Below are 26,518 nucleotides of genomic sequence, written 5' to 3'. Positions count from 1 at the left end.
CCGCGCCCGCCGCCGCGCCCCCGCCCGTCCCGAGACGGGCCAGGGCCCTCGCAGAAAGCCTTGAGATGCCCGGACGACTCAGCACCCGCCCTTCCGGAACCGACCCGCGATCCGCCCGGCGACCGGCCCGGCCGCGCGCCGCGGCCCTCGGCACGGCACTTGTCTGCGTACTCGCCCCCGCCCTCAGCGCGTGCGGCGACGGCACGGGTGCCACTGGCGCCGGCGCCACGCTGAAGTGGGCCTCGTCGTACTTCCCCGCGCATTGGGACCCGGTGGTGTCGGGCAGCGGCGCCCAGTTCCGCGAACTCGCCCTGGTGTACGCATCATTGACGCGCACCGACGAGAACGGCAAGGCCGTCCCCGACCTCGCCGAGAGCTGGGAGTACAACGCCGCCGGCGACGAGATCACCTTCCACCTGCGCCCCGGCGTGAAGTTCAGCGACGGCGAGCCGGTCGACGCGGCCGCCGTCAAGGCGGCCGTCGAACGGGCCAAGAAACAGCAGAACTCGGCGCTCTTCGGCGACCTGACCTCGATCGGGTCCGTGGACGCCGAAGGACTGGACGCCGTCGTCCACCTCACCCAGGTCGACTACCAGATCCCGCAACTGCTCGGTCAGCGTGTGCTGCAGATCGCCAGCCCCAAGGCGGCCGCGCACCCGGAGAAACTGGACCAGGATCCCGTCGGCGCCGGCCCCTTCGTCGTCGAGCAGCTGATTCCCGGCACCAAGGTGCTGCTGAAGAAGAACCCGGACTACTGGGACGCGAAGAACATCCACATCGACGACGTCGAACTGGTCTCGGCCCCCGACGCGTCGACCGTGGTCTCCGGACTGCAGACCGGCGTCTACAACTTCGCCGACATCAAACCGAGTCAGGCGGACGCCGCCAAGAAGGCCGGCCTCGACGTCTTCGTCCAGCCCGGCTACAACGCGTCGAACATCAGCCTCAACATCAACAAGGCGCCGTTCGACGACGACAGGGTCGTCGACGCCGTCCGCCACGCGGTCGACCGCAAGGAGTTCGTGGACAAGCTGACCTTCGGCTACGGCGAGGCGACCGACCAGCCGTTCCCCAAGGGCTACGTGGCCTACGACCCGCGGTCGGAGAACGCCTACCCGTACGACCCGGCGACATCCAGGAAGCTGCTCGCCGAGGCGGGCCACAGGCCGGGGGACATCAAGCTCGACCTGGTCATCCCCGCGGAGGACCCGCAGGCCGAGATCGTCCAGTCGCAGCTGGGCGCCGTCGGCATCACCGTCAGCATCAAGATCGACAAGAACTGGGCCACCCCCTTCTTCGCCAAGGACCTGACGTTCTCGCTCTACGGCACCACGGGACGCGACTCCGCCGCGCAGACGCTCACCGCCCACTTCGGCCCCGACGGCCCGCTCAACCTCAGCTCGCCGTACGAACCGGCCGGCTTCGAGGCGGCCGTCGCCAAGGTCCGCCGGACCCCGCTGGACGCGCCGGACTACGCGCGAACCCTGCAGGCGGCGACCCGGGCGGGCCTGCGGACCAAGGCACTGGTCTTCACGTACTCCTCGCCGAACCTCTTCGCCAAGAGCCCGTCGATTTCGGCCCTGCCGAAGAACCCGGCCCACCTCGACTGGACCGGCGTGACGATCTCCGGTCGCGGCTGACCGCCCGTCCGCCGCAGAAAGGGGCACCCTCATGACGACGACCGCCCTGCCGGTCACCTCCGTCCGACGTCGCGGCGTCGCCGCGATCAGGATCCGGCGGACCGCGAGCCGTATCCTGGTCGCTCTCGCCCGCTCGGTCGCGATCTTCGTACCCGTGTTCCTGGTCGCGACCTTCGTGACCTTCGCGCTGCGGTCGCTGAGCGGCCTCAGCCCGGCGCGGATCCAGCTCGGCGAGGACGCGACCCCCGAGGCGATCGCCAGGATCGAGGCCCTCTGGGGGCTGAACCGGCCCTTCCTCGTGCAGTATTGGGACTGGTTCACCGGCATCCTGCACGGACAGCTCGGCAGCAGCTGGACCAACGGCGCCGACATCTCCACCCTCATCGGCCTCGGCCTCGGTGTCAGCCTCTCGGTCGCCACCTTCGCGCTGGTCATCGGGGTGACCGTGGGCTTCGCCCTCGGCACGGCCGCGGCGCTCCGCAGCACCACCTGGCTCGACCGCGCGATCACGGGCTTCGTCACGGTGATCTCGGTGATGCCCCCCTTCGTGGTGGGCATCGTGCTGGTCGCCGTCCTCGCCGTGGAACTGCACCTGTTCCCCTCCGCCGGCTACGTCCCGGCGGAGCAGGGCATCGGCCCGTGGCTCGCGCACATCACCCTGCCCGCCGTCGCCCTGAGCCTCGACGTCGTCGCGGACGTCGCCCGCCAACTGCGCACCAGCCTCGTCGGCGCGTACCGCGAGAACTACGTGACCGGCGCCGTGGTGCGGGGCCTGAGCCCACGGCGCGTGTTCTTCGGCCATGTCCTGCGCAACGGCATCGGGCCGGCGCTCGCGACCGTCGGGCTGAAGTTCCCCGCGCTGGTCGGTGCCTCCGTCGTCACGGAGTGGATCTTCGGACTCCAGGGCTTCGGCAGGTTCGCCAACGACTCCGCGCAGGCGGGCGACGTACCCGCCGTGCAGGGCGTCCTCGTGGTGTCGATCGTCCTGGTCGTCGCCTTCAACCTGATCGTCAACCTGGTGCTGTCGCGCGTGACGCCGGCCGCCCAACGGGGGGTGTGACCATGGTGCGCCGTGCCCTCGCTCTCCGCTCCGGCCGGATCGCCGCGACCGTCCTCGTCGTGATCGCGCTGCTGGCGGCCCTCGGTCCGGTGCTGGCTCCCGCCGATCCCCTGGCCACCGGCGCCGATACGCTCGCCGGCGTGTCCTCGGCCCACTGGCTGGGCACGGACTACCTCGGCCGCGACGTGCTGAGCCGGCTGCTCGACGGCTCCCGCGTCAGCGTGCTCGGCTCCCTGGAGGTCGCGCTCACCGCCCTGGTGGCCGGTGCGGTCCCCGGCATCCTGTCGGTCCATCTCGGCCGGGCGTTCGAGTGGATCACCCTCCGTCTGGCCGACACGCTCGTCGCCCTGCCGTTCCTGCTGTTCGCCGTCGCGGTGATCGCCCTCCTCGGCAACGGCATCACCCAGGCCATGCTGGTCACCGGCGCCCTGGTGTCGCCGCTGTTCTACCGGGTGTCCCGCGCCGCGACCCTCGCCGTGGCCCGGGCGCCGTACGTGGAGGCGGCACTGATCTCCGGCGCCTCCATCGGCTGGATCGTGCGCCGCCACGTCTGGGTCAAGGTGCTCCCGCCGATCGCCGTCGCGTTCGCCCAGACGATCGGGCTCGGCTTCGTCATCGTGTCGAGCCTGACGTTCCTCGGCATCGGCGTCCAGCCTCCCGCGCCCACGTGGGGCGGCCTGCTCGCCTACGACCTGGGCTACCTCAGCCAGCAGCCGTGGGCGCCACTGGCACCCGCCCTGCTGATCATGGTCGCCGTCTGGGCCGGCAACCAGCTCGCCGACGCGATCCGCGACGTCTCCGGCGAGGCGGGCCGCGCGCTGGTCAATGCCCGCAAGGCCCGTGCCCACCGGCAAGACCGGATCGACGCCGCCGGAGGTACGCGATGACCACCGTGTCCGAGAACGTCGACCCCGGACAGACCACAAGCGCCGTGCCCGGCGACGCCGGCGGAGACGCGGCCGGACCGCCCGCGCCGGTGCTGTCCCTGCGCGACGTGCACATCGGCGACCGGGCCGGCGACCGCGAGATCGTCCGCGGCGCGACCTTCGAACTCACCCCCGGCAAGACGGTCGGCATCGTCGGCGAGTCCGGCAGCGGGAAGACCCTCACCTGCCGCGCAGCGCTCGGCATCCTGCCTCCGCACTTCGAGGTGACCGGCGGCTCGGTCGAGATCCTCGGCACGGACATCGCGACGCTGACGCCTCCGCAGTGGACGGCGCTCCGGGGCGCGGTGATCAGCGCCGTCTTCCAGGACCCCGCGTCCTACCTGAACCCCTCGATCCGGGTGGGTCCGCAGATCGCCGAGGTCGTCCGGGCCAAGAAGAAACTGCGGCGGCGCGAGGCACGCGACCGTGCCGTCGAACTGCTGCGGGCGGTCCGGCTGCGCGATCCGGAACTCGTCTTCACCCAGTACGCCCACGAACTGTCCGGGGGCATGCTCCAACGGGTCCTGATCGCGGCGGCCATCGCCGCGGACCCGCGGGTGCTCATCGCCGACGAGGCCACGACGGCCCTCGACGTCACCGTCCAGGCCGAGATCCTCGACCTCCTGGCCGAACTGCGCGACCGCACGGGGCTGGCCCTCGTCCTCGTCTCCCACGACCTGGCCGTCGTCGCCCAGTTGTGCGACGAGGTCCTCGTCATGCGCCAGGGCGAGGTGGTCGAGCGGGGACCGACGCACGCCGTACTCCACGCCCCGCGGCACGCGTACACCCGCCTGCTCGTCGCCGAGCACCAGCAGTACGGCCTGGAGAAGTTCCGCACCCCCGAGGAGGACCGGTGACCACCGAACCGCCCGCAGCGCACTCCGCCGGCGGCGAACCGGGCGCCCCCGTCCTGGAGGTCGCCGGACTCCAGGTCCACTACGGCCTCGGCCGCCGTCGCCGCCGGGCCCTGCACGACGTCTCGCTGACCGTCGCGCCGGGCGAGACCGTCGGCGTCATCGGTGAGACCGGATCGGGCAAGACCACCCTCGCGCGCGCCGTACTGGGCCTGGTGCGCCCCTCCGCGGGCTCGGTCGCCGTCGGCGGCGAGGACGTCAGCGCCCACAGCCGCCGGCAATGGCGGGCCCTGCGCCGCCGCGGTGTCGTCCAGTACGTCTTCCAGGACCCGCTGCGCAGTCTCGACCCGGACATCACCGTCGAGGAGTCCCTGGCCGAGCCGCTGCTCCTGCGCGGGGACACCCGCGCCGCGGCGGCCGAGCGCGTGCGCGCGTTCCTGCCCCGCGTTCGCCTGGACGAGGAGTTGCTGGACCGGTTGCCCGGGGAGCTCTCCGGCGGTCAGCGCCAACGGGTCGCCGTCGCGCGGGCGCTGGTCACCGATCCGCGGCTGGTCGTCCTGGACGAGCCGGTCAGCGCCCTGGACTCGGCCAATCGCGTGCAGATCCTGAAGATCCTCAAGGAACTGCGTGCCTCCGGCGTCGCCCTGGTCTTCATCTCCCACGACCTCGGCTCCGTGGCCGGTGTCTCCGACCGCATCGCCGTGCTCTACCGGGGCGAACTGGTCGAGGCCGGTGCCGCCCGCGACATCGTCGGCCGGCCCCGGCACCCGTACACACGCCTGCTCGTCGGCTCCGCGCCCACGCTGCACTCCTCCCCCACGGACCGTGCCGAACGCGAAGCCCTGCGCGCCCTGCTCGACGCCTGATCCCACCACCCACAGGAGGAAGCCACCATGTCCCGCAGGATCCACCTCGCGCTCCACCCCTACGGTGTCGGCGGCCCCGGCCAGCACGGCCTGTGGCGGGACGCGCGCGTCGCCAAGAACGCCAGCATCGACATCAACTACTACATCGAACAGGCCAAGGCGGCCGAACACGCCCTCTTCGACGCCCTCTTCATCGTCGACAGCCAGTTCATCAACGCCACCTACCCGGCCCACTACCTCAACCGGCTGGAACCCCTGACCCTGCTGTCGGCGGTGGCCACGCACACCCGGCACATCGGCCTGGTCGGCACCGCCAGCTCGACGTACAACTCGCCCTTCAACCTGGCCCGGCGCTTCGCCTCCCTGGACCACATCAGCCAGGGCCGCGCCGGCTGGAACGTCGTCACCAGCTTCGACACCGGCACGTCCCGGAACTTCGGATTCGACGAGCACCTCGACTACGCCACCCGGTACGGCCGGGCCCTGGAGTTCGTCCAAGTGGCCCGCGGGCTGTGGGACTCCTACGAGGACGACGCGTTCCCGGCCGACGTGGACCGCAACATCTTCCTCGACCCGGCCAAGCTGCACGCGCTCGACCACGTCGGCGAGCACTTCAAGGTCGCCGGCCCCCTCAACCTCTCGCGGTCGCCGCAGGGCCGGCCCGTGATCTTCCAGGCCGGGGTCTCCGAGGAGGGGCGTGACCTGGCGGCGCGGGTGGCCGAGGGCATCTACGCACCCGGCGGATCCCTGGAACAGGCCCACGACTACTACACCGACATCAAGCGGCGCACCGCCGCCCACGGCCGCGACCCCGGCCACATCAAGATCTTCATCCACGGCAGTCCCGTCGTCGCCGCCACCGACGAGGAGGCCCTGCGCCGCGAGCGGGAGATCTTCGAGGAGGACAACGACTTCGACCGCAACCTCGCGCTGCTGGGCCGCGCCTTCGGCGCGTACGACTTCAGCGCGCACGACCTCGACGCGCCGTTCCCGGACGTCGCCCACCTCGCCGAGAAGGGCGGCAGGACCGGCGCCGCACGGATCATCGAGCGGGCGCGGGCCGAGAACCTCACGTTGCGTCAGATCGCGGACTCGGTCAACGAGTTCCGCGTCTCGCCCTTCGTCGGGGCGCCGGACACCGTGGCCGACACCATCGAGCGGTGGTTTCTGGCCGACACCTTCGACGGCATCAACCTGGCCTTCCGCACCAGCGACGAACTCGCCCTCTTCGTCGACGGTGTCGTCCCGATCCTGCAGCAACGCGGCCTGTTCCGCACCGAGTACGAGGCCGACACCCTGCGCGGCAATCTCGGCCTGCCGGTCCCGGCCAACCGCCACACCGAGGCACGCCGGCTCGTCGACGGCCTCGTCGAGGGCCTCACCGACGATCTCGTCAACGACTGAGGCCGGCCCATGACCTCCGCGACACCGCGCTTCCGGCTCGGCTTCCTCACCCATGTCCAAAGCCGCGACGACAACCCGGCCCGCACCTACCGCAACGCTCAGGAACTCTTCGTCGCCGCCGACGAACTCGGCTTCGACGTCGGCTGGGTCGCCCAGCACCACGTGCCCGCCGGCGGTGGCGGGCTGTCCTCGCCGTGGACCTTCCTCGCCCACGCCGCGGCACGGACCACCCGTATCCGGCTCGGCACGGCCGTCACCGTCCTCCCCCTGGAGGACCCGGTGCGTCTGGCCGAGGACGTCGCCACCGTCGACACGCTCAGCGGCGGCCGCGTCGAGATCGGCGTGGGCAGCGGGTACAACGGCCTGGAGTACGCCGCGTTCGGCAAGGACATCGAGCGCAGGCGTGAACTGACCAGCGCGCACCTCGACATTCTGCGCCGGGCCCTGGCCGGCCAGGAGGTGCGGGCGCCCGGCTTCCGTGTGCAGCCCGCCACCGGTGACTTCACCGACCGCGTCTGGCAGGGCGTGTTCAGCGCGCAGGGCGCCGCGTACGCCGCGGCGGCCGGCTCGAATCTGCTCCTCAACAGGGCCGCGTACGGGTTCGACGCGCCGACCGACACCGTGCAGCGCCCGTGGGCGGACGCCTTCCTCGCCGCCTGGGAGCAGCCGCGCCGCCCCCGGATCGGGTTGTCCCGGTTCGTGTTCCCCGCGAAGGACAAGCGCACCGCGCTCCGGCAGATCGGCGACGACGTCCTCCGGGCGGCATCGCGCATGGCGGACAGCGGCGCCTTTCCGAGGGGCCTGGACGTGGCCGAGGCCCTGCGCCGCTTCCATGCCTTCCACGGAGCTCCCGAGGAGATCGTCGCCGCGCTGCGGCAGGAGAGGGTGCTGCCGGTCGCGACCGATCTGATCACCCAGTTCAACCCCGCGGTCCCCGACCACGACGCGGCGCTCCGCGCCCTGGAACTCATCGCCACGCGGATCGCCCCCGCCTTGGGCTGGCAGCCCGCCGGGGCACCCCGGCCCGAACCCGCGGGAGTCTGACATGACCGAATACACCGACCACCACGCCCCCGAAGGCCTGCGCACGCGCGGCACGGTCGTCGTGGTGCCCGGTCGCGGGGAGACACGCGCGACGTACGCCCGGTTCGGCAGGCGGCTGGCCGCCGACGCCTACCGCGTCCGTGTGATCGACGCCCCGGCGGTCGGCACCGCCGATGCGGCGGAGTCGTCGGCCGCGCTCGGCAGGCGCCTCGCCGAGGCCGTCGAGGGCGCCGCCGGCGAGGACGGCCCGGTACGGCCCCTGGTCCTCGTGGGAGCCGACGCCGGCGCCGTGGCGATCGCCGCGCTCCTCGCCCTCGTCGCGGGCACCGAGGAGGCGGACGCCGGACGGCCGGACGCCGTCGTCCTCGCGGGTCTTCCGGGCCGGGCTGCCGGCGCGCCCGGCACCTGGGAGGCCGAGTTGGACGTCCGCACCTCCTGCCCCGCGCACCGGAGCACGCTCACGCAGGACCCGCGGGTGAGCAGGGGCTCGCTCGGCGACGCCCTGCCGGATGCCCTGCTCGCGGCGGCCCACGACAACGAGGCCGACGTCCCCGCCCTGCTCCTCGTCGGTGACGCCGATCCGCTGGCGGACCGCGACGCGCTCGCACGTACCGCCAAGTCCCTGCCCCGGGCCCGCCTGTCGGTGGTCCGGGGCGCCCACCACGACGTCCTCAACGACCTTCAGCACCGCTCGGTCGCGGCCGAGGTCGTCCTGTTCCTGGAGGCGCTCCGCGACGGCCTCGTGCCCGTCGTCACGGTGGAGTCGAGCGCCTGGTGACCTCCGCCGCCGGCACCTCCCCCGCGCCCCTGACCTGGTGGCGCACCGCCCCATCCCGTACGTCCGTACCCCGAACCCGGAAGGTCCGTATGGCCGCCATCCTGTCCGTCTCCGGAAGCCCCTCCGCCACCTCCCGCACCGCACGTCTGCTGCGTCACCTCGACGAACGCCTCCGGCTCCAGGGCCACGACGTCGTCTCGCTGGAGGTGCGCACCCTGCCCGCCGAAGCGCTGCTCGGCGCCGACTTCCGGCACCCGGCCGTCACCGAGGCGGCGGCCCTGTTCCAGCGCTCCGACGGCGTGGTGATCGGCACACCCGTCTACAAGGCCGCCTACTCGGGGCTGCTGAAGTCGCTGCTCGACCTGCTCCCGCAGTACGCGCTCGCCGACAAGACGGTGCTGCCGCTGGCCACCGGCGGCAGTACAGCCCACGTCCTGGCCATCGACTACGCGCTGCGTCCGGTGCTGAGCGCCATGGGCGCCGCGCACGTCGTGCCGGGCTGGTTCACCCTCGACAAGGACATCACCGTGGCCGACGACGGCGCACTGACCGTCGCACCTGCCGCGGCCGAAGCCCTGGTCGAGGTCACCGACCGCTTCTCCGCCGCCCTCGGAGGCCGAACAACAGCCCTCGCGCCCACGGGATGACCGCCGCGCCGCCGTCGCTGTGACGGCCTACCGCCGGGTGCGCAGCAGCAGCCGCAGGAAGTACGGCGTGCCGATGACGGCCGTCATCAGCCCGGCGCCGAGCTGCGCCGGGGCGATGACCGTACGGCCGACGAGATCGGCGGTGCAGACCAGCACCGCGCCGAGGAGGACCGCGACCGGGACGACCCGCACGTGCCGGCGGCCCACCAGGGCCCGGGCCGCGTGCGGGGCGACCAGTCCGACGAAGCCGATCGTGCCCGCCGCGGCCACGGCGGTGGCGGTCAGCAGCACGCTCGTCACGAGGATCCCGAGCCGTGCCTGGCCCGGTCGCAGACCGAGGAGGCGGGGGGTGTCCTCGTCGAGGGAGAGGAGGTCCAGTTCGCCGCGGCGGGCCACCGCGACCGCGATGCCCAGGGCGAGGGCGGCGGCGACGGGCAGTGTGTCGGGCGCGGTACGTCCGTAGGTGGAGCCGGACAGCCAGGTCAGGGCCTTCGTCGCGTTGAAGGGGTCGGTCAGGACGATGAGCAGGCTGATGAGGGCCGTGGTCGCAGCGGACACGCCGACGCCGACGAGGACCAGGCGGGTCTGCTGGAAGCCGCCCCGCGCGGCGAGTCCGAAGACGACGAGGGCGGTCACCGCGGCACCGGCGAACGCCGCTCCCGCCACGCTCCACGCCCCCGCGGCGGACACCGTCGTCACGTACAGGACGGCACCGAGCGCGGCTCCGCCCGAGACCCCGAGGATGCCGGGTTCCGCGAGCGGATTGCGGGTGACGGCCTGGACGAGCGTCCCCGACAGGGCCAGCGCCGCCCCCGCCAGGAGCGCCGCCAGGACGCGCGGCACGCGGGTGTCGAGAACGAAGGACACGGTCTGACCGGCCCTGTCCTGCGCCCAGTTCACCACGTCGCCCAGTAGCAGTTTGGTGTCGCCCAGCAGCACGCCGGCGACGGCCACGCCCACGAGCGCGGCGACGAGGACGCCCACGGTCACCAGGAACGCGGTCCGGCCCGGGATGCGCAGCCGGTCCGGCGCGCTCACCCCGGCCGTCTCCCGGGCGCGCACCGCCATGACGACCAGGAACACCGCGCCGGCCAGGCTCGTGACGACGCCGGTGGGCACGGCGACGGCGGCCTGCGCGTTCACCACCGCGCGCAGGGCCACGTCCGCGCCGAGCACCAGGCCGGCGCCGACCAGGCCCGTGACCGGCATGGACACCCGGCTCCTGACCAGCCGCCCGAAGCGCCGGGTCAGCGGCCGGACGAGGGCGGGCGCGCACAGGCCGACGAAGCCGATGGGCCCGGCGAGCGTGACTGCCGCGGCCGAGAGCAGCGCGGCGAGTACGACCACCGTGATCCGGGTGCCCCGGACGGGGACGCCGAGACCGCGTGCCGCGTCGTCGCCGAGCGCGAGGGCGTCGATCCGACGGGCCGTCAGCAGCAGTCCGGCGAGGGCGGCCACGGCGACGGGTGCCATCCGCACGACGCCGTCGAAGCCGTTCTGGCCGATACTGCCCTGGCTCCACTGGTAGAGGCCGTTGGTCTGCTGGGGGAAGAGCAGGATCAGCCCCTCGGTGACGGAGGACAGCCCGAGGGTGAGGGCACTGCCGGCCAGCACCAGGCGCACGGTGCCCGCGCCCAGTCCGGACAACGACAGGACGACGGCCGCGGCCGCGAGGCCGCCCAGGAAGGCCACCCCTGAGGAGGCGAGCAGCGGGAGCGACACTCCGCCGACCGTCAGCAGGCCGAGGGCGAGGTAGGACCCGGCGTTCACGGCGAGCGTGTCGGGAGCGGCGAGCACATTGCGGCTGACGGCCTGAAGTGCCGCTCCGGCGACGCCCAGTGCTGCCCCGACCAGGAGGCCGGCGGCCATCCGGGGCAGGCGTGAGGCGATCACGACGGACGCGTCGGCGGGGTCGGCCCGGCCGGCGAGTGCCTTCCACACCTCGGCCGGTCCGACGGACGCCGTGCCCTGGGTGATGTCGACGACCGCGAGGACCGCGACCAGGAGCGCGAGCAGGGCCGTCACCGCGGCCGCGGCCGTCCTGGAGGCGGCGGCGCGCGGCCGGGTGGCGGGGGTCGTTGCGGTGACGGCCATGGTGCTACTTCGTCAGTGCTGCGACGAGGGCGTCGACGTACGCCTCCATCGACCGCGGGCCGCCGAACATCCAGATGCCGTCGGGCAGTCGGTGCACGTTGCCCTTCTTCACGAAGGGCAGGGACTTCCACACGGCGTTCTTGCCGAGGTCGTCGGCGAAGACGTCGCTGGGCTCGCTGTCGCTGCCGATGTACGCGAACCGGATGTCGCCGAGGCCGGTGAGGCCCTCGACGTCGGTGGCGGCGAGGCCGTAGTCCTTGTCGCCCTTCATCGTCCAGGCGTTCTTCAGGCCGAGCGCCTCGTTGACGCCGCCGATGAGCGAACCGCCGGTGTAGGGGCGGACGGACACCTGGTTGGAGGCGACCCAGCCGTCGGCGAACGCGATCCTCGCACCGTTCAGGCCGGCGTCCGCGAGGGCCTTGCCGCCCTCGGCGACCTTGGTGTCGAACGCCTTCTTCGCCTCGTCCGCGCGGGCCGCGGTGCCGGTGGCCTCGGCGATGAGGTCGAGGTTCTCCTTCATCTGCCCGACCGGGTCGGCGGCGTCGGCGGAACGGACCTCGAGGACGGGGGCGATCTTCCTCAACTGCGCCACGGCGGAGGCCTGGAGGTCGGTGGTGGCGACGATCAGGTCGGGCGAGAGGGAGGCGATGGTGTCCATGCTGGGCTCGCCGCGGGTGCCGATGTCCTTGGGCGTGTTGTTGAGCGGGGCCGAGGTGTCCCACGTCGTGTATCCCTTGACGTCGGCGACGCCGACCGGGTCCACCCCGAGCGTCACGAGGCTCTCGACGACGTTCCACTCGGTGCCGACGACCTTCTTGGCGGGCCCGTCGAGCGTGACCTCGGCGCCGGTCGCGTCGGTGAGGGTGATGGCCTGGGCGGTCTTGCCGGCGCCGGCCGCCGCGGGCTCGGTGGTCCCGCAGCCGGCGAGGGCGACAGCCGCGACGGCGGCGGCCATGACGATGAACGGGCTTCTCATGAGGTGGACTTGAGCCTTTCGGGTCGTGCGTGGTGGCGGCCCACGGCGCGGGTGCGCAGCAGGCCGGTCAGGGGGTCGATGTCGACATCGACCCGGATGCCGTAGGTGTCGGTCAGTCGTTCCGGTGTCAGCACGTCCTCGGGACGGCCGTCGGCGACGATCCGGCCCGCGCACAGCAGCGCGATCCGGTCGGCGACGGCGGCCGCCTGGTCCAGGTCGTGCAGGACGACCCCGACGGCGATGCCGTGGTGGTCGGCCAGGTCGCGGACCAGGTCGAGGAGTTCGACCTGGTAGCGCAGGTCGAGGTAGGTGGTGGGCTCGTCCAGGAGCAGCACGCCGGTCTGCTGGGCGAGGCAGCTCGCCAGCCAGACCCGCTGGAGCTGGCCGCCGGAGAGGTGTTCGGCGCCCCGTCCGGCCAGGTCCTCGACGCCGGTCAGGGCGAGCGCACGCCGTACCGCGGCCGGTCCGTCGGGGTCGGGCCGGCCCCAGCGCCCCCGGTGGGGGTAGCGGCCGAACTCCACGAGGTCGCGCACGGTCAGGCCGCCCGGCGCGGGGCGTCCCTGGGTCAGCAGCGCGACCCGGCGGGAGAACTCACGGGCCGTCAGGGCGAGCGCGTCGGTGGTGTCCCCGTCCGCCGTGTCGATCGTCAGCGTGACGCTGCGGGCCCGCTGGAGGCGTGCCACGGTACGCAGAAGCGTCGACTTGCCGCTGCCGTTGGGGCCCACGAGGGCGGTCACCTCGCCGGGCCGGAGGGTGATCGCCGCGTGGTGCACGACATCGGCCCCGTCGTACGCCACGGTCACGTCGCGCGCCGACAACCGGTGACCGCGCACGCCGGGGGCCGCGGTCGTCTCTTCACCAGAACTCACATACGAAGGTTAGCCTAACCTAACTAGTGCCTCCGACCACCCCCCGGCGGCTCAGTAAACTTAGGCTAACCTTCCCTCATGGCGAAGATCCCGCGGCTCATGCCGCAGAACCCCCGACTCTTCCGCGCCGAGGTCGTCCGCACGGAGCGGGTCTCCCCCTCCATGCAGCGCGTGACCGTCACGGGCGCGGATCTCGGCGAGTTCCCGTGGCTGGGCTACGACCACTGGTTCCGGCTCTTCATGCAACTGCCCCACCAATCCGTCCTGCGGCTCCCGGAGTTCACCGGGGACCGGTGGTGGCACGCCTACCTGGCCATCCCCGAGGACGAGCGGCCGCACTACTCCAACTACACCGTGGCCGGCCACCGCCCCGAGGCCGCCGAGATGGACATCGACTTCGTCGTCCACCGGGGGCCCACCGGCGAACTGGAGGGCCGGGCCGCCATATGGGCCTGCGCCGCCCGCCCCGGCGACGGCCTCGCGGTGCTCGACCAAGGCGTCATGTTCGACCCTCCGCAGGACGCGTCCGAGGTCATCGTGGTGGCCGACGAGAGCGGTCTGCCCGCCGTCACCGGCATCCTGCGCTCACTGCCCCGCGACACCGTCGGCCGGCTCATCCAGGAGGTCCCCACCGAAGCCGACCGGCGCGACCTCGACGCGCCCGCCGCCATGACCGTCACCTGGGTCGTCCGGGACGGACGTGAAGACCGTGAGGACTCCGCCGCCGTCCCCGGCGACGCCGCACTCGAAGAACTCCGCCGGCACAGCGCCGTCGACACCCATGCCTACGCCTTCGTCGTCGGCGAATCCGGCCTCACCACCAAGGGCCGCAGACACCTCCACCGCGCCGGCCTGCCCAAGGACCGCATCATGTTCTCGGGTTTCTGGAAGCACGAGGCGCGCCGGCCCGCGTGACGTGCGGCCGCTGAGGTGGGTGTTTCAGGCGGAGGGCTGGGGGCAGGGGTCGAACGAGGGGGGTTCCCGAAGGTGCGAGGGAGTCCGGCCCCATGTCGACAGGGACACTTCTGGAAATCATCATCCCCATCGTGGTGGTGCTCGTCATCATCGCGGTGGCGGCCACGCTGTTCACGCGGCACCGGCGCCTGCGCCGGCAATTTGGCCCGGAGTACGAGCGGACCGTCGAAGGCACCGGCAGCCGGAGGGAAGCCGAACGGGATCTCAACGCCCGGGCCAAGCGGCACGACTCCCTGGACATCAAGCCGCTGCCCGGCGGCGTCCGTGACCGCTACGCGCGGGAATGGACCGGCGTCCAGGAGGAGTTCGTCGACCGCCCGGAGGACGCCGTCCACGACGCGGACAGCCTGGTGACCTCCCTCATGCACGAGCGCGGGTACCCGACCGAGGACTTCGACCAGCAGCTCAAGGACCTTTCGGTGGAGCACGGTCACACGCTGGAGCACTACCGGGAGGCCCACGAGGTCAACGCCCTCAGCTCCCGGCACCAGGCCACGACCGAGCAACTGCGCGGCGCCATGGTCCACTACCGCGCCCTGTTCGACGAACTGCTCACCGACGGCGGCGAGTCCCGCCACGTCCGGGCCTGACCGGCCCGACCGAAGTCCGGGTCAGCCCACGCCGCCACCACAACACGAGGCAGGCGAAAGATGGAACGCGACCGCGCACGACACTCCCGCGAGAGCGCCCTGACCACCGAGGAACTCGCGCAGCCGCGCGAACACCTCGACACACCCCCCGACCGGCCGGACCCGTCCTCTCGCGCCCCCGCCTACCCGGGCGAAGGCGCCGCACCGGTCCGCAAGCCGTCCGGACCCCCGCCGGAGACGGCCGCCGGAGCCCCGAGGGAGAACACCGCGGCGGACCGGGCGCCGCAACTGCTGACCTCGCAGGACGAGGAGAGCTTCCGCGCCCGCTGGCAGCAGATCCAGAGCGAGTTCGTGGACGACCCCCGGGACGCCGTCCACACCGCCGACGCCCTCGTCGCCGACGTCATGCAGAAGCTGGCGGCGACATTCGCCCACCACAAGCAGGAACTGGAGGGGCAGTGGGACCGGGGCGAGCAGGTGAACACCGAGGACCTGCGGACGGCCCTGCGGCAGTACCGCTCCTTCTTCAACCGCCTGCTCACCACCTGAACCCTCCGGGTCCCGCGCGCGGTGCGCGCGGGGCCCGTTGCCGTCCGGCGGGTGCCCTCGGACGAGGGGTCCTCCGGGCACGGGTCGCTACCCGGTGACCCGGGCGATCAGGAGCGCGATGTCGTCGTTGCCGGGGGTGGTCCGCAGGGCGTGGTCCACGAGGGTGTCGGCAAGGTCGTCCAGACTCCGGTCGCCGGCCGGGGCGAGGTACCGCAGGAGGTCGGTGGTGCTGCGCTCGATATCGACCCCGGGGGCCTCGACCAGCCCGTCCGTGTACAGGACCAGTACCGTTCCCGCCGAGAGCGGGATGCGCGTCATGGGGTACTCGCCGTCCGGCGCGACCCCGAGCAGGAGACCGGGCGGCATGCGCAGGACCTCGGCGCGCCCGTCGGGATGCCGGATCAGGGGCGGCGGATGCCCGGCCGTGGCGAGCCGGGCGCGGTGGCGGCCCAGGTCGAGGTGGGCGTACAGGCAACTGGTGAACAGTCCCGCGTTGAGGTCGGTCAGGAGCCGGTTGGTGCGGGTGAGGGTCCTGCTCGGCGAGGTGTGGGCGGTGGCGTGGGCGTGGACGGCGGTGCGGACCTGCCCCATGAGCGCCGCGGCCTGCACGTTGTGCCCCTGGACGTCACCGATGGCGAGGGCGGCGCAGGTGCTGCCGCAGTGGATGAGGTCGTAGAAGTCGCCGCCGGTGTCCTGGCCGTGGCCGGACGGACGGTAGCGTGCGGCGACCTCCAGGCCGGGGACTTCGGGGAGGTCCTGGGGGAGCAGGCCCGTCTGCAGCGTACGGGCGAGGTGGCGCGTGGCGTCATAGAGGTGGGCGCGGTCCAGTGCCTGGGCGATGAGCCCGGCCAGTGAGGTGAGGATGGCACGTTCGGCCAGGGGGAAGGGGCGGGCGCGGTCGTAGGACAGGGTGAGGAGGCCGATGGGCCGGCCGGAGGCGATCAGCGGGAGGAAGGCCCAGGCGTCCCGGTCGCCGTAGCGCGGGGCCTCGGGGTAGGCGCGCTGGAAGTCGCCGAAGCTGGTGAAGAACCGGGGCGTCCCAGTGGCCAGGGCCTGGGTGGGCGGGGTGGCCGCACTGAGTGGGACGCCCTCGAAGCGGGCCATGAACTCGGTCGTGTAACCCCGGTGGGCGGCGACGTGCAGGCGGCCCTCCTCGGCCGTCAGCAGGGCCAGTCCCTCGGCCTCGAAGGCGGGGACGAGCTGGTCGGCGACCTGGTCCACGACGTCCCTGACCCCGACGGCCTCGCTCAAGGTCGCGGCCAGATGCATCAGTTGATAGAGGGTGGACGCGCCCATCGGCCCCTGGCCGCGCGGCGGTGCCGCCCTCTCCTCCATGACCTTCGCCTCGGTGACCGGTGCGATCCGGACACTGATGCCGTTGGACGCGGGGTAGAAGTGGAAGGACAGCCGCCGGTCCGGGGGCCGCCAGGCGATGAACGCGGTGGGCTGGCGGCTGATCACGGCGGCCCGGTAGCGGTCCTCGAACGTGGGGTCGTCCAGCCACGGCAGCCGCTCCCAGGGCCGGGTGCCGAGCAGGTCGGAGGTGTGCTGGCCCAGGAGTTCGGCGGCCGCGCTGTTCAGGAAGGTGATCCTGCCGTCCAGGTCCAGCGACGCGCATCCGGTCGGCAGGCGCTCGGCGAAGTCGTAGGCGGCCAGCGCTTCGGCCGGGTCCGGGGTGCTGGTGCGCACGGCGGGCAGCACCATCGGCTCGGCACCGGGCAGCAGCGGTTCACCGCGCCGGGCGGCCTGCTCCAGCAGCCGGCCGGCCCGGCGGCAGAAGGTGGCGCTCGTCTCGCGTTCGCCGGCGCTCAGCTGGGGCGGGTGCCAGATGGGCCACACCATGCAGATCGCGCCCCACACCCCCTCCTCGGTGGTGATCGGCGCGGCGGCGAGAAGGATGTCGTACGGGACCATCAGCCCCACCCGGGGAAAGCGGCGGGCCAGCTCGGTCGGACTGTTCACCCACACCAGGCGCCGCTCGCGCACCGCCTCCGCAACCGGCGCCGCGTCCGCCAGGCCGACCCGGACCCAGGGGGCGGCGATCCGCCGGGACGTTCCCGACATGGCCAGCAGCTGCAGCACCCGCTCCCCCGGCGGCAGGACGTAGAGCATGCCCACCGAGGCGTCGAGATCCCGCCCCAGGCGGCCGAAGAGCCCGACGAGGGGCCCCATGCCCGTGGTGGTCCGTACGTCGTCGCGGTGCACCGGGCTCACCCCCGGGCCCCACGTCGCAGCGGCTGCCCGGGCTGCCACGCCGCCCGGCCACAGCGCCTTTCACCCATAAACGGACCATACGTCCGGGAGAGGGTTACGGCACCCACACGGCCGGGATAAAAAATGGATGTACATTCATTATGATGACCGGCATGCAGAACACACCCAGCCGCACCGCGCAGCACGTCGCGCTCTTCCGGGCACTGGAGTCCGTACGCCGGGGTCCGCGCCTGTTCACCGATCCCTACGCGGCGTCGTCCCTCGGCCGCGGCTACCGCCTGGCCGTGGCGCTCGCCCGCCGCTCGGGGCTGGCCAACGCACTCGAACGCCGGATAGACCGGCACTGGCCCGCCGGTCCCCGCGCGTCGGCCGTGGTCCGCACCCGGCTGATCGACGACCTGGTGCGGGACGCCCTCGCCCACGACGCCCGCCAGCTGGTGCTCCTCGGCGCGGGGTACGACAGCCGCGCCTTCCGCCTCGACGCGGCGCGGACCGCCACCGTGTTCGAGGTCGACCACCCGGCGACCCAGGCGGTCAAACGCACCCTCGTCACCACCTGGGCCGAAGCCGGCCACCCGCACGACGACATCCGCTTCGTGCCCGCCGACCTGATGCGGCAGGACCTGGGCGAGGCCCTGCGCCGGGCCGGCCTGCGCGACGAGCCCGCGGTCGTGGTGTGGGAGGGCGTGACGAACTACCTCGACGAGCCGTCCGTGCACACCACGCTCACCGCACTCGCCGCCACGACCGCGCCCGGGAGCAGGATCGTCTTCACATACATGGACCGGCGCGCCCTCGACGGCACGGGCGGCTTCGCCGGAGTCGAGGCGTGGGCGGCCAGCGTGCGCGCGGCGGGCGAACCGTTCACCTTCGGATTCCTGCCCGGCGAACTCCCCGGCTACCTCGCCGCCCGCGGACTCGCCCTCACCCTGGACCTCTCGGCACGGGACGCCGCGGAACGCTACCTCGAACCACTGGGACGCCACGAGCCGGCCGCCCCCTTCTACCGGATCGCCCAGGCGGAGGTGAAGTGATGCCCAAGGTCAGCGAGGAACACCTCCGGAACCGGCGTGCCGACATCCTCGACGCCGCGGCCCGCTGCTTCTCCCGTGCGGGCTTCCACCGCACCACCATCCAGGACATCGCGAAGGAGTCCGGTTTCAGCGCGGGCCTGATCTACCGTTACTTCGCCGACAAGGACGCCATGGTCGTCGCCATCTCGGACCAGTGGCACGAACGCCAGACCCGGCAGCTCCACTTGGACGACCCCGGCGACCGCACACCCGACGCCTTCGGCCGCGTCGCCTCCGGCTACCTCGACCTCCTGCGCTCGCTCGCCGCCCCGGCCGAACGGGAACGCGTGCAACTCGGCGTCCAGATCTGGGCGGAGGCGCTGCGCTCCCCCGAGGTCCTCTCGGTGGCACGCCAGGGCGTGGACCTCCCCCGCGAGGTCGTCACCGGCCTCGTCCACGCAGCGCAGGAACGCGGCGACCTGCCGACGGCCCTGCCGGCCGACGGGCTCGCCCGTGTCTTCATCGCCGTCTACCAGGGCCTGGCGCTGCAGTCCGCATGGGACCCCGAACTCGACAACGCCGCCTGCGTGGAAGCGGTCCGGGCGCTCCTGGACGCCCTGACGGGACGGTGACCGCAAGCGCGATCCGCAGCGCGTGCCCGGGAAGCCGATCACGCATCCCGTACGATCCGCCCATGCATGCTTTGAGACGATTTCGGATGCATTGGGGTCTCCACGGGCGACGCGACCCGGTGCTCCTGTCTCCTGTCGCCCTCACGGTGGTGATCGGCCTTCTCGCGGTGTTCACCCCGCAGGACGTGCCCTTCTCCCGGCTGCTACCTGCGGCGCCGGCGCTCGCCGCGTCCGTCTGGTCGGTCAGGGCGACCCTCACCCTCGGGGTCATCTGCCTGCTCCCGGTCATCGGCTTCGCCCTCGCCTTCTCCGACATGTCGGCCTTCTACACCGCGGGCGCGATCTGCGCCGTCAGTCTCGCGGCCGCCTACGCCAGCCATCTGCGCCTGCAGCGCGAGCACACCCTCGCCCAGGTCCGGGCCGTCGCCGACGCCACGCAGGAAGTCCTGCTGCGCCCCGTGCCGGCCCGCGTCCGGAACCTGGAGATCGCGACCCTCTACCTCGCGGCCGCGCCGCAGGCCCGCATCGGCGGGGACTTCTACGCCGTCGCGGACACCGAACACGGTCTGCGCATCATCCTCGGGGACGTCCGCGGCAAGGGACTGCCCGCGGTCGGCGTCTCGGCCGCCGTCCTCGGCTCCTTCTACGAGGCCGCCTACGACGCCCCCGACCTGTGCCGGCTCGCGCACCGGCTGGACACCTCCGTCACGCGCTACAACGTCGACGTGCCCGCCCCCGACGGCGCGGAGCGCTTCGCCACGGCCGTCCTCGTCGAGATCCCGCCCACCGGCTCCGAGGCCTCCGTACTCAGCTGCGGACACCCGCCGGCCCTGCTGCTCGACGGGGGCGACACCCGCAGCGTCGAGTCCCGCACCCCGTCACCACCCATCAACCTCGCCGCACTCATCGGCTCCGGCTACCACGTCGAACACGTCCCCTTCACCCCCGGCGACCTGCTGCTCCTCTACACCGACGGCGTCACGGAAACCCGGGACGACAAGGGCGCCTTCTTCCCCCTCGCCACCTGGACCCGCGACACGGACACCACCTCGCCCACCGCGCTCCTCGACCTGCTCCACGGCGCCCTCCTCCACCACAGCGGCGGCAACCTCAACGACGACATCGCCTGCGTCGCCATCCGCAACGCACCGCTCCGGATGTCCTGAACGTGCCGCAGCCGTACGTGGGCTGATGGACGGACCGCTGGAGGACCACGGACGATGGACGGGTCCGGCCCGCTCACCTTCGGCCGATCGGAGGCTCCTGGTGCATCCCGAGCAGACCAACATCGCCGCATGGACGGCCTACGGCGACCACCACCTCGACCGAAGGACCGATGTCCCCGAACCCGACCGCCTGACATGGGGATTCTGGCCGGCCGGGCCCGGCGCCGAGATCCTGGGCGAGGACCTCACCGGCCGCCGCGTCCTGGACCTCGGCTCGGGCACCGGAAAGTACGCGGCCTACCTCGCCCGAGAACGCGGCGCCCTGGTCGACGCCGTTGACGCCTCCCCTTCGCAGCACCGGCGCGCCATTGAGCGGTACGGCCACCGACCGGGGCTGAACCTGATCCTCTCCGACGCCGTCGAGCACCTCGGGCAAGCCGATCCGTACGACGTCATCTACTCCGTCCACGGGGCCGCCTACATCGACCCCCTCCGGCTCGCGCCCGCCCTCGCCGCGGCGCTCGCACCCGGCGGACGCCTGATCCTCTCCGTCCTGCACACCAACTCCCAGGGGCACGGCCCCTCGACGGCCCTCGCCCCGCGGCAGGAGATCCTGCCGCTGGCCGGCGGCGGCCGTCTCACCGTCCGGATGTGGGTGCTCACCCCCGCCCTCTGGGCAAGCCTGTTCGCCCCTCACGGACTGGTCATCGACCAGGTGGACATTCTCAGGGCCCCGGAGGACGACAACCCGCTCACCTGCTCGCTCCTCCGGATCCACCGGGACGCGAGCCCAGCGCCCAGATGCTGAACACCGGGCGCCTCGATCTGCCCCACAGGAACAGCCTGTGGTCAGCCGGGCAAGGTGCCGCTGTGGGCGAACGGGTCGGTGAGCCGTGCCGCGGGCGGCGTGGCAACGAGGAGAGTGCCAGCCGGCCCGGATGTCGCTGCGAGAGCGGTCGGGTTCAAGCTGAGAGCCTGTGCGATGGCCAGGGCCGGGCACTCCCAGTCGGCGAGGACGTCGACAGCCTCCTCCGGATCGAAGTCCTCGGGGCGTCCCACGACACCGATCGCGTCGAGGCTGCGGCGTTCCGCTTCGACCGGCCGGCCCAGGGCGAGTTCGGGGTACTCACTGATCCAGCGCCTGGTGATCGAACCGTTCTCGGCGATCAGCCAGGCGTCTCCGTCGCCTCGTTCGCCGTAGAAGTAGGCGTGCGCCTGATGGTGGCGCGTGCTCAGTTCCAAGCAGAGGCGGGTGACATCGGCTGTGCGGTTCAGGTCGGGCAGGCCGCACCACGGGCCGACGACCAGTACCCAGCCGTTGAGGGCCGGGGTGACCAGGACGTGAGAGAGGCGTTCGGCGAGATCGTGGGCTATACGGTCGATCAGCTCCACGCCGGCGGACCACGTCGTCTCGGTGACCCCCGTAAGGCCGATCTGGTCGGCCACCGCCTCCCGGTCCCACGTCGGAACCGCCAGCCAGGACAGCCAGCAGCTGGTGATCGGCCGCGGCCGCTCGGGCACCGTCATGGGCGGCAGCGTAGTACGGGGGCCTTGCCCGGCCGACAGCGAGCGGGCCGTCCTTCACGCCGACCGACTCGCGAAGGGGCATGTCGCACACGCAATGAGCGAATGGGGAATTCCCGTCCGGCGCACGGAGAATCGATCCCGGATTCTCCCCTACCGTAATCTTTGACATGCTGGCGCCCGCAACAAATGGCCAAGGCGGTAATGCCCGTAACGTCCCGTCACAGGAAATGGCGGGGCAACGGCTCGACGCGCTCTTGGGCGTGAGCCCGGACATCGGGTGATGTGCGGGGCAACAAGCCTGATGGGGGGACCTGTCACAGCTGGGGCCCATACATGCACGGCGCCTCTCCGGATTCCGGACACATCTGCGGCGGGTGCACCGGAGAATGCGAATCGGCGGCTTCTTTGCGTCTTTTCAGCGTTGACATGGACACAAGATCTCTCCACTAATGGACTCCCGGCGATCACGGAAGTTCGCCCGTCGAGCCTTCACGTGTCGGCGTTTCATGTGATGACTGGGGAGTCGGACGTTGCGCGTACCACACATATCCGGTCCACCACTCCGGCGGCCGGTGTCGACCCTGCTGGCGGTGCTCGGCGCGGCCGCCATGGCCGTCATGGGGGTCCAGACGCCGTCGCAGGCCGCGGCGCCCACCGCCGCCGCGGCGAAGGGCGATGTGCCCTACGAGGCCGCCTGCGGTACCCCCAAGAGGGGTGAGGCCACCTGCTACGCCCTGCGCCGCACCGATGTCACCGCGGCCAAGGGCCTGCGGACCGCGGCGGCGCCGGGCGGGTTCGGGCCGGGCGACCTGCGTTCGGCGTACAACCTCCCCGAAGGCGGCGGCGCGGGGCAGACCATCGCGATCGTGGACGCCTTCGACGACCCGACGGCGGAGGCGGACCTCGCGGTCTACCGCGCCCAGTACGGTCTGCCGGCCTGCACCACGGACAACGGCTGCTTCCGCAAGGTCGACCAGCGCGGCGGCACCGACTACCCGCAGCCCGACCCCGGTTGGGCCGGGGAGATCTCCCTCGACCTCGACATGGTCTCCGCGGTCGCGCCCGACGCGCACATCCTTCTCGTCGAGGCCGACAGCCCCGCCTTCGACGACCTGGGCGCGGCCGTCGACCGGGCGGTCGCGATGGGTGCCAAGTTCGTCTCCAACTCCTACGGCACGGACTACCGCTTCGGCAGCGGCGAGGACCCCTCCGGGACCGTGGGACTGGACGTCCACTACAACCACCCCGGTGTCGCAATGGTCGCCTCCTCCGGTGACTTCGGGTACGGCGTGTCCTACCCGGCCGCCTCTCCGTACGTGACCGCGGTGGGCGGCACCTCGCTGACCGCAGACGGCGGCACGGACCGCGGCTGGTCCGAGTCCGCCTGGGACGGGGCCGGTTCGGGATGCTCGCTCTACGAGCCCAAGCCCGCCTTCCAGACGGACACCGGCTGCGCGAACCGGTCCGTCGCCGATGTCGCCGCCGTGGCCGACCCCGCCACCCCGGTCGCCGTGTACCAGACGTACGGCGGCAGCGGCTGGGGGCAGTTCGGCGGCACCAGTGCCGGATCGCCCATCATCGCCGCGGTCTACGCCAGTGCCGGCGCGCCCGTCGCGGGCACCTACCCCAACTCCTACCCGTACGAAGCGGGCGGGGGCCTCCACGACGTGACCGCCGGCAGCAACGGCACCTGCGCCCCGGCCTACCTGTGCACCGGCACGGAAGGCTACGACGGCCCGACCGGTCTGGGCACCCCCGACGGCCTGCGCGCCTTCCGCACCGGTCCGCACGGGACGCTGTCCGGCACCGTCACCGACAGGTCGACCGGCAAGCCCCTCGCGGGCGCCACGATCAGCGCGGGAAGCGGCAACGTCACGCGCAGCGGCGCCGACGGCCGCTACACCATCGGTCTCCCAGTGGACACCTACGACGTCACCGTCGACGCGTACGGCTACGCCACCGGCACCGCCGAGGACGTCGACGTCACCGAAGGCGGCTCCCTGACAAGGGACTTCGCGCTGAACCCGGTCCCCAGTCAGACCGTCTCCGGCAAGGTCACGGACGGCTCCGGCCACGGCTGGCCGCTGTACGCCAGGATCACCGTGGACGGTGTCCCCGGCGGCCCTGTCTGGACCGATCCGGCCACCGGTGCCTTCACCCTCTCCCTCCCGCAGGGCCACGGCTACACCTTGCGCGCCGAGGCCGCGCTGCCCGGATACACCCCCGCCACCACCGCGGTCACCGTCGCCGACGCTCCGCAGTCGCTGAAGCTGTCGTTGCCGGCCGACCCCTGGAAGGCGACCGCGCCCGGCTACGCCGTGCATCTGTCCGGCGCCACCGAGCACTTCGCCTCCCCCGACGCGGCGCCGGAGGGCTGGCGCGTGGTCAACGCGGACGGCACCGCCGGCGGCTGGACCTTCGACGACCCGCAGGGGCGCGGCAATCAGACCGGCGGCGACGGGGCGTTCGCCGTCGCCGACAACCCCACGATCGGCTCGCCGTACGACACGCAGCTGATCAGCCCGGCCTTCGACCTGACCGACGCCTCCGATCCGGAACTCGCCTTCGACACGATGTACTGGGTCTCCGACAGCAAGGCGATCTCGGTCGACGCCAGTTCCGACAACGGCGCCACATGGACGTCCCTGTGGATCGCGCCCGCGGGCTTCACGGAGCATGCGAGGGCGGAGATCCCGCTGACCGGATTCGCCGGCGACCGGGACGTCCGGGTGCGGTTCCACTTCGTCACGCAGTTCGCCTGGTGGTGGGGTGTCGACGACGTGTTCATCGGCAACCGCGACTACACGGCGACCCCCGGTGGCCTCGTGACCGGGACGGTTTCCGACGCCAACACCGGCCAGGGACTGGTCGGTTCCGAGGTCACCGTCACGGACGTGCCCGGGGCGGCCGCGACCACCGTCGCCACACCCGAGGACCCCGCTCTCGGTGACGGGCTCTACCTGATGTTCTCGCCCGGTCTCGGCAGGCATGAGGTCGGCGCGGCCAGTCCCCGCTACACGGAGCTGACCAAGACCGTCCGCATCGCGGCCGACAGCGCGGTCTCCGCCTCCTACAAGCTGAAGGCCGGGCAGCTGACCGTGACCCCGGACTCCGTGACCGCCGGCGTCGGCTGGGGCGGGTCGGCCACGCGGAATCTGACGGTCAGGAACACCGGCGGAGCGCCCGTCACCGTGGCGGTGGGCGAACGGGCCGGCGGCTTCCGGTCCCAGGCCCTCGGCAGCGGCGCTCCCCTCCAGACCGTCAAGGGGCACTTCTCCCCGCACGCGAGCAAGACCGGCCAGGCCCCGTCGGGTGCGAAGCAGGCCGCCGCGCCCTCGGGTGAGGCCTGGCAGTCCGCCCCCGAGCTCCCCGAGACGGTGCTCGGCAACGTGGTCGGCGCCTACCAGGGCAAGGTCTACTCCGCCTTCGGCTGGACCGGCTTCGACGTCACCAACGCGATGTACGTCCTCGACCCCGTCGTCGGCGGCTGGAGCCAGGTGACCGGCGCGGCGGACCGCCGCGAGGCGCCCTCGGGCCAGTTCGTCGACGGCAGGTTCTACGCCGTCGGCGGCTGGCTCCCGGACAACACCACCGACCCCAAGCTGGAGATCTACGACCCCGTCACCGACCGCTGGAGCACCGGGGCCCCGGCGCCGGCCGCCTACGCGGGCCAGGGCAACGCCGCGGTCGACGGCAAGCTCTACACGGTCGGCGGCTGCGACGAACGCTGCGGCACCGTCGAGTCGTACGCCTACGACCCGGACACCGACGCGTGGTCCCGGATCGCCGACTACCCGGAGAGGGTCGCCTGGGAGTCCTGCGGCGGTGTGAACGGCAAGCTGTACTGCGCCGGCGGCAACGCCGACTCCCTCGGCGAGAGCAAGCACGCCTACGTCTACGACCCCGCGGCCGACGCCTGGTCGGCGCTGCCCGACCTGCCGATCCCGCTGTGGAGTTCCTCGTCCACCGCGGCGAACGACCGGCTCGTGATCTCCAGCGGCATCAGCCACGAGGCCATCACCAACCAGGGCTTCGCCTACGATCCGCAGGCGGGGGCATGGACCGCGCTGCCCAACGCCGATGTGGCGACGTACCGGGGCGGCGCCGCCCTCGGCCTCTACAAGGTCGGCGGCGGAAGCGAGCCGTACACCCCGAGCCGCACCGTGGAACTGCTGCCCGGGTACGACCAGGGCGGCTCGACCGACGTCACCTGGCTGAGCACGAGCACGCAGCACTTCACGCTGCAGCCCGGGGCGAGCACGACCGTCACCGTCACACTGGACGCCTCGGTGCCCGGGATCACGCAGCCGGGTGACTTCACGGCGCAACTGGCGCTGGACAACGACACCCCGTACGGGATGCGGAAGGTCGCGGTGTCCCTGCACGTCGACCCGCCGAAGACCTGGGGCAAGATCACCGGAACCGTCCGGGGCGTCCAGAGCGACGGCACGACCAGGCCGCTGGCCGGTGCGACGGTCGAGATCGACAGCTGGGCGGCGAGCTACTCCCTGAGGACGGCCGCCGACGGCACGTACTCCCTGTGGCTCGACTCCCGGAACAACCCGCTCGGCGTCATCGTCGCCAAGGACGGCTACCGGCCGGTGGCGACCACCGTGAAGGTCAAGAAGGGGACGACCGTCACCGGCGACTTCACACTCAAGAAGCAGTAACCGCCGTTCGGCGGACGGCAGTAC

The 26,518-nt window shown here is 72.4% G+C and carries 22 protein-coding genes; 17 read left to right on the top strand and 5 right to left on the bottom strand.

Features of this window, described 5'->3' with window-relative positions; all coding sequences use genetic code 11:
* Positions 1-65 precede the first annotated feature (65 nt).
* The 9 genes from ABZ883_RS19985 (at position 66) to ssuE (ending at position 9,219) form a co-directional block, all read left to right on the top strand.
* Positions 66-1,640 carry an ABC transporter substrate-binding protein gene (locus tag ABZ883_RS19985; protein ID WP_360907665.1) on the top strand — a complete coding sequence of 525 codons (1,575 nt, stop codon included), beginning with the start codon at positions 66-68 and terminating at the stop codon, positions 1,638-1,640.
* Between the two features lie 31 nt (positions 1,641-1,671).
* Entirely contained in the window at positions 1,672-2,700 is a 1,029-nt protein-coding gene (locus ABZ883_RS19980; RefSeq protein ID WP_360907663.1) for an ABC transporter permease, read from the top strand.
* A gap of 2 nt (positions 2,701-2,702) precedes the next feature.
* Positions 2,703-3,587 carry an ABC transporter permease gene (locus ABZ883_RS19975; protein WP_360907661.1) on the top strand — a complete coding sequence of 295 codons (885 nt, stop codon included), beginning with the start codon at positions 2,703-2,705 and terminating at the stop codon, positions 3,585-3,587.
* A complete protein-coding gene (locus ABZ883_RS19970; RefSeq protein ID WP_360907659.1) occupies positions 3,584-4,483 on the top strand; it encodes an ABC transporter ATP-binding protein in 900 nt (299 codons plus the stop codon). Before ABZ883_RS19975 ends, ABZ883_RS19970 begins: the two co-directional genes overlap by 4 nt.
* Positions 4,480-5,346, top strand: coding sequence for an ABC transporter ATP-binding protein (locus ABZ883_RS19965; protein WP_360907657.1), 867 nt, complete (start codon positions 4,480-4,482; stop codon positions 5,344-5,346). Before ABZ883_RS19970 ends, ABZ883_RS19965 begins: the two co-directional genes overlap by 4 nt.
* A 27-nt stretch (positions 5,347-5,373) precedes the next feature.
* A complete protein-coding gene (locus ABZ883_RS19960; protein ID WP_360907655.1) occupies positions 5,374-6,750 on the top strand; it encodes an LLM class flavin-dependent oxidoreductase in 1,377 nt (458 codons plus the stop codon).
* A 9-nt stretch (positions 6,751-6,759) separates the two neighbouring features.
* The gene (locus ABZ883_RS19955) at positions 6,760-7,794 is read left to right on the top strand and encodes an LLM class flavin-dependent oxidoreductase (protein WP_360907653.1); all 1,035 of its coding nucleotides are present in this window, start codon (positions 6,760-6,762) and stop codon (positions 7,792-7,794) included.
* Between the two features lies 1 nt (position 7,795).
* A complete protein-coding gene (locus ABZ883_RS19950; protein ID WP_360907651.1) occupies positions 7,796-8,572 on the top strand; it encodes an alpha/beta fold hydrolase in 777 nt (258 codons plus the stop codon).
* 89 nt (positions 8,573-8,661) lie between these two features.
* Positions 8,662-9,219 carry an NADPH-dependent FMN reductase gene (gene ssuE, locus ABZ883_RS19945; protein WP_360907649.1) on the top strand — a complete coding sequence of 186 codons (558 nt, stop codon included), beginning with the start codon at positions 8,662-8,664 and terminating at the stop codon, positions 9,217-9,219.
* 27 nt (positions 9,220-9,246) lie between these two features.
* On the opposite strand, the gene ABZ883_RS19940 is transcribed toward ssuE, so the two are convergent.
* Genes ABZ883_RS19940 through ABZ883_RS19930 form a run of 3 tightly spaced genes read right to left on the bottom strand, consistent with a single transcriptional unit; the run spans position 9,247 to position 13,158 of the window.
* Positions 9,247-11,313, bottom strand: coding sequence for an iron ABC transporter permease (locus tag ABZ883_RS19940; protein ID WP_360907647.1), 2,067 nt, complete (start codon positions 11,311-11,313; stop codon positions 9,247-9,249).
* Between the two features lie 4 nt (positions 11,314-11,317).
* Positions 11,318-12,289 carry an iron-siderophore ABC transporter substrate-binding protein gene (locus ABZ883_RS19935; protein WP_360907644.1) on the bottom strand — a complete coding sequence of 324 codons (972 nt, stop codon included), beginning with the start codon at positions 12,287-12,289 and terminating at the stop codon, positions 11,318-11,320.
* On the bottom strand, positions 12,286-13,158 hold the full coding sequence (locus tag ABZ883_RS19930) for an ABC transporter ATP-binding protein (RefSeq protein ID WP_360907642.1): 873 nt from the start codon (positions 13,156-13,158) through the stop codon (positions 12,286-12,288). The genes ABZ883_RS19935 and ABZ883_RS19930 overlap by 4 nt, the downstream gene beginning before the upstream one ends.
* A 78-nt stretch (positions 13,159-13,236) precedes the next feature.
* Between ABZ883_RS19930 and ABZ883_RS19925 the strand changes: the two genes are divergently transcribed.
* From ABZ883_RS19925 to ABZ883_RS19915, 3 genes are all read left to right on the top strand, one after another.
* The gene (locus tag ABZ883_RS19925) at positions 13,237-14,073 is read left to right on the top strand and encodes a siderophore-interacting protein (protein ID WP_360907640.1); all 837 of its coding nucleotides are present in this window, start codon (positions 13,237-13,239) and stop codon (positions 14,071-14,073) included.
* Positions 14,074-14,165: 92 nt separating this feature from the next.
* Positions 14,166-14,723, top strand: coding sequence for a hypothetical protein (locus ABZ883_RS19920; RefSeq protein ID WP_360907638.1), 558 nt, complete (start codon positions 14,166-14,168; stop codon positions 14,721-14,723).
* A gap of 60 nt (positions 14,724-14,783) precedes the next feature.
* Entirely contained in the window at positions 14,784-15,272 is a 489-nt protein-coding gene (locus ABZ883_RS19915; RefSeq protein WP_360907636.1) for a hypothetical protein, read from the top strand.
* An 87-nt stretch (positions 15,273-15,359) separates the two neighbouring features.
* Here the strand turns inward: ABZ883_RS19915 and ABZ883_RS19910 are convergent, their stop codons facing one another.
* Positions 15,360-17,486, bottom strand: coding sequence for a SpoIIE family protein phosphatase (locus tag ABZ883_RS19910; RefSeq protein ID WP_360907634.1), 2,127 nt, complete (start codon positions 17,484-17,486; stop codon positions 15,360-15,362).
* Positions 17,487-17,638: 152 nt separating this feature from the next.
* On the opposite strand from ABZ883_RS19910, the gene ABZ883_RS19905 reads away from it, so the two are divergent.
* The 4 genes from ABZ883_RS19905 to ABZ883_RS19890 all read left to right on the top strand — a co-directional run bounded on the left by ABZ883_RS19905 (position 17,639) and on the right by ABZ883_RS19890 (position 21,105).
* Complete coding sequence (locus tag ABZ883_RS19905) at positions 17,639-18,520, top strand: SAM-dependent methyltransferase (protein WP_360907632.1); 882 nt, start codon at positions 17,639-17,641, stop codon at positions 18,518-18,520.
* Positions 18,520-19,131 carry a helix-turn-helix domain-containing protein gene (locus ABZ883_RS19900; protein ID WP_360907630.1) on the top strand — a complete coding sequence of 204 codons (612 nt, stop codon included), beginning with the start codon at positions 18,520-18,522 and terminating at the stop codon, positions 19,129-19,131. The genes ABZ883_RS19905 and ABZ883_RS19900 overlap by 1 nt, the downstream gene beginning before the upstream one ends.
* A 119-nt stretch (positions 19,132-19,250) precedes the next feature.
* Positions 19,251-20,297, top strand: a complete 1,047-nt coding sequence (locus ABZ883_RS19895; RefSeq protein ID WP_360907628.1) for a PP2C family protein-serine/threonine phosphatase — start codon at positions 19,251-19,253, stop codon at positions 20,295-20,297.
* A gap of 100 nt (positions 20,298-20,397) precedes the next feature.
* Positions 20,398-21,105, top strand: coding sequence for a class I SAM-dependent methyltransferase (locus ABZ883_RS19890; RefSeq protein ID WP_360907626.1), 708 nt, complete (start codon positions 20,398-20,400; stop codon positions 21,103-21,105).
* A 41-nt stretch (positions 21,106-21,146) separates the two neighbouring features.
* Here ABZ883_RS19890 and ABZ883_RS19885 read toward each other — a convergent pair whose 3' ends face one another.
* Entirely contained in the window at positions 21,147-21,824 is a 678-nt protein-coding gene (locus ABZ883_RS19885) for a hypothetical protein (protein WP_360907624.1), read from the bottom strand.
* A gap of 572 nt (positions 21,825-22,396) precedes the next feature.
* Here ABZ883_RS19885 and ABZ883_RS19880 point away from each other — a divergent pair.
* Positions 22,397-26,494, top strand: coding sequence for a carboxypeptidase regulatory-like domain-containing protein (locus ABZ883_RS19880; RefSeq protein ID WP_360907622.1), 4,098 nt, complete (start codon positions 22,397-22,399; stop codon positions 26,492-26,494).
* Positions 26,495-26,518 lie beyond the last annotated feature (24 nt).

The sequence above is a fragment of the Streptomyces sp. NPDC046977 genome (assembly GCF_040644455.1).
Taxonomy (GTDB): Bacteria; Actinomycetota; Actinomycetes; order Streptomycetales; family Streptomycetaceae; genus Actinacidiphila.
Note: the sequence above shows the minus strand (reverse complement) of the source record. Positions and strands in the feature narration are given on the sequence as shown.

Excerpts from the sequence above, each read along its gene's own strand:
- ABZ883_RS19985 (WP_360907665.1), top strand. The coding sequence starts at position 66 with ATGCCCGGACGACTCAGCACCCGCCCTTCCGGAACCGACCCGCGATCC.
- ABZ883_RS19955 (WP_360907653.1), top strand. The coding sequence starts at position 6,760 with ATGACCTCCGCGACACCGCGCTTCCGGCTCGGCTTCCTCACCCATGTC.
- ABZ883_RS19915 (WP_360907636.1), top strand. The coding sequence starts at position 14,784 with ATGGAACGCGACCGCGCACGACACTCCCGCGAGAGCGCCCTGACCACC.
- ABZ883_RS19975 (WP_360907661.1), top strand. The coding sequence starts at position 2,703 with ATGGTGCGCCGTGCCCTCGCTCTCCGCTCCGGCCGGATCGCCGCGACC.
- ABZ883_RS19950 (WP_360907651.1), top strand. The coding sequence starts at position 7,796 with ATGACCGAATACACCGACCACCACGCCCCCGAAGGCCTGCGCACGCGC.
- ABZ883_RS19920 (WP_360907638.1), top strand. The coding sequence starts at position 14,166 with ATGTCGACAGGGACACTTCTGGAAATCATCATCCCCATCGTGGTGGTG.
- ssuE (WP_360907649.1), top strand. The coding sequence starts at position 8,662 with ATGGCCGCCATCCTGTCCGTCTCCGGAAGCCCCTCCGCCACCTCCCGC.
- ABZ883_RS19970 (WP_360907659.1), top strand. The coding sequence starts at position 3,584 with ATGACCACCGTGTCCGAGAACGTCGACCCCGGACAGACCACAAGCGCC.
- ABZ883_RS19935 (WP_360907644.1), bottom strand. The coding sequence starts at position 12,289 with ATGAGAAGCCCGTTCATCGTCATGGCCGCCGCCGTCGCGGCTGTCGCC.
- ABZ883_RS19940 (WP_360907647.1), bottom strand. The coding sequence starts at position 11,313 with ATGGCCGTCACCGCAACGACCCCCGCCACCCGGCCGCGCGCCGCCGCC.
- ABZ883_RS19885 (WP_360907624.1), bottom strand. The coding sequence starts at position 21,824 with ATGACGGTGCCCGAGCGGCCGCGGCCGATCACCAGCTGCTGGCTGTCC.
- ABZ883_RS19960 (WP_360907655.1), top strand. The coding sequence starts at position 5,374 with ATGTCCCGCAGGATCCACCTCGCGCTCCACCCCTACGGTGTCGGCGGC.
- ABZ883_RS19900 (WP_360907630.1), top strand. The coding sequence starts at position 18,520 with ATGCCCAAGGTCAGCGAGGAACACCTCCGGAACCGGCGTGCCGACATC.
- ABZ883_RS19980 (WP_360907663.1), top strand. The coding sequence starts at position 1,672 with ATGACGACGACCGCCCTGCCGGTCACCTCCGTCCGACGTCGCGGCGTC.
- ABZ883_RS19925 (WP_360907640.1), top strand. The coding sequence starts at position 13,237 with ATGGCGAAGATCCCGCGGCTCATGCCGCAGAACCCCCGACTCTTCCGC.
- ABZ883_RS19905 (WP_360907632.1), top strand. The coding sequence starts at position 17,639 with ATGCAGAACACACCCAGCCGCACCGCGCAGCACGTCGCGCTCTTCCGG.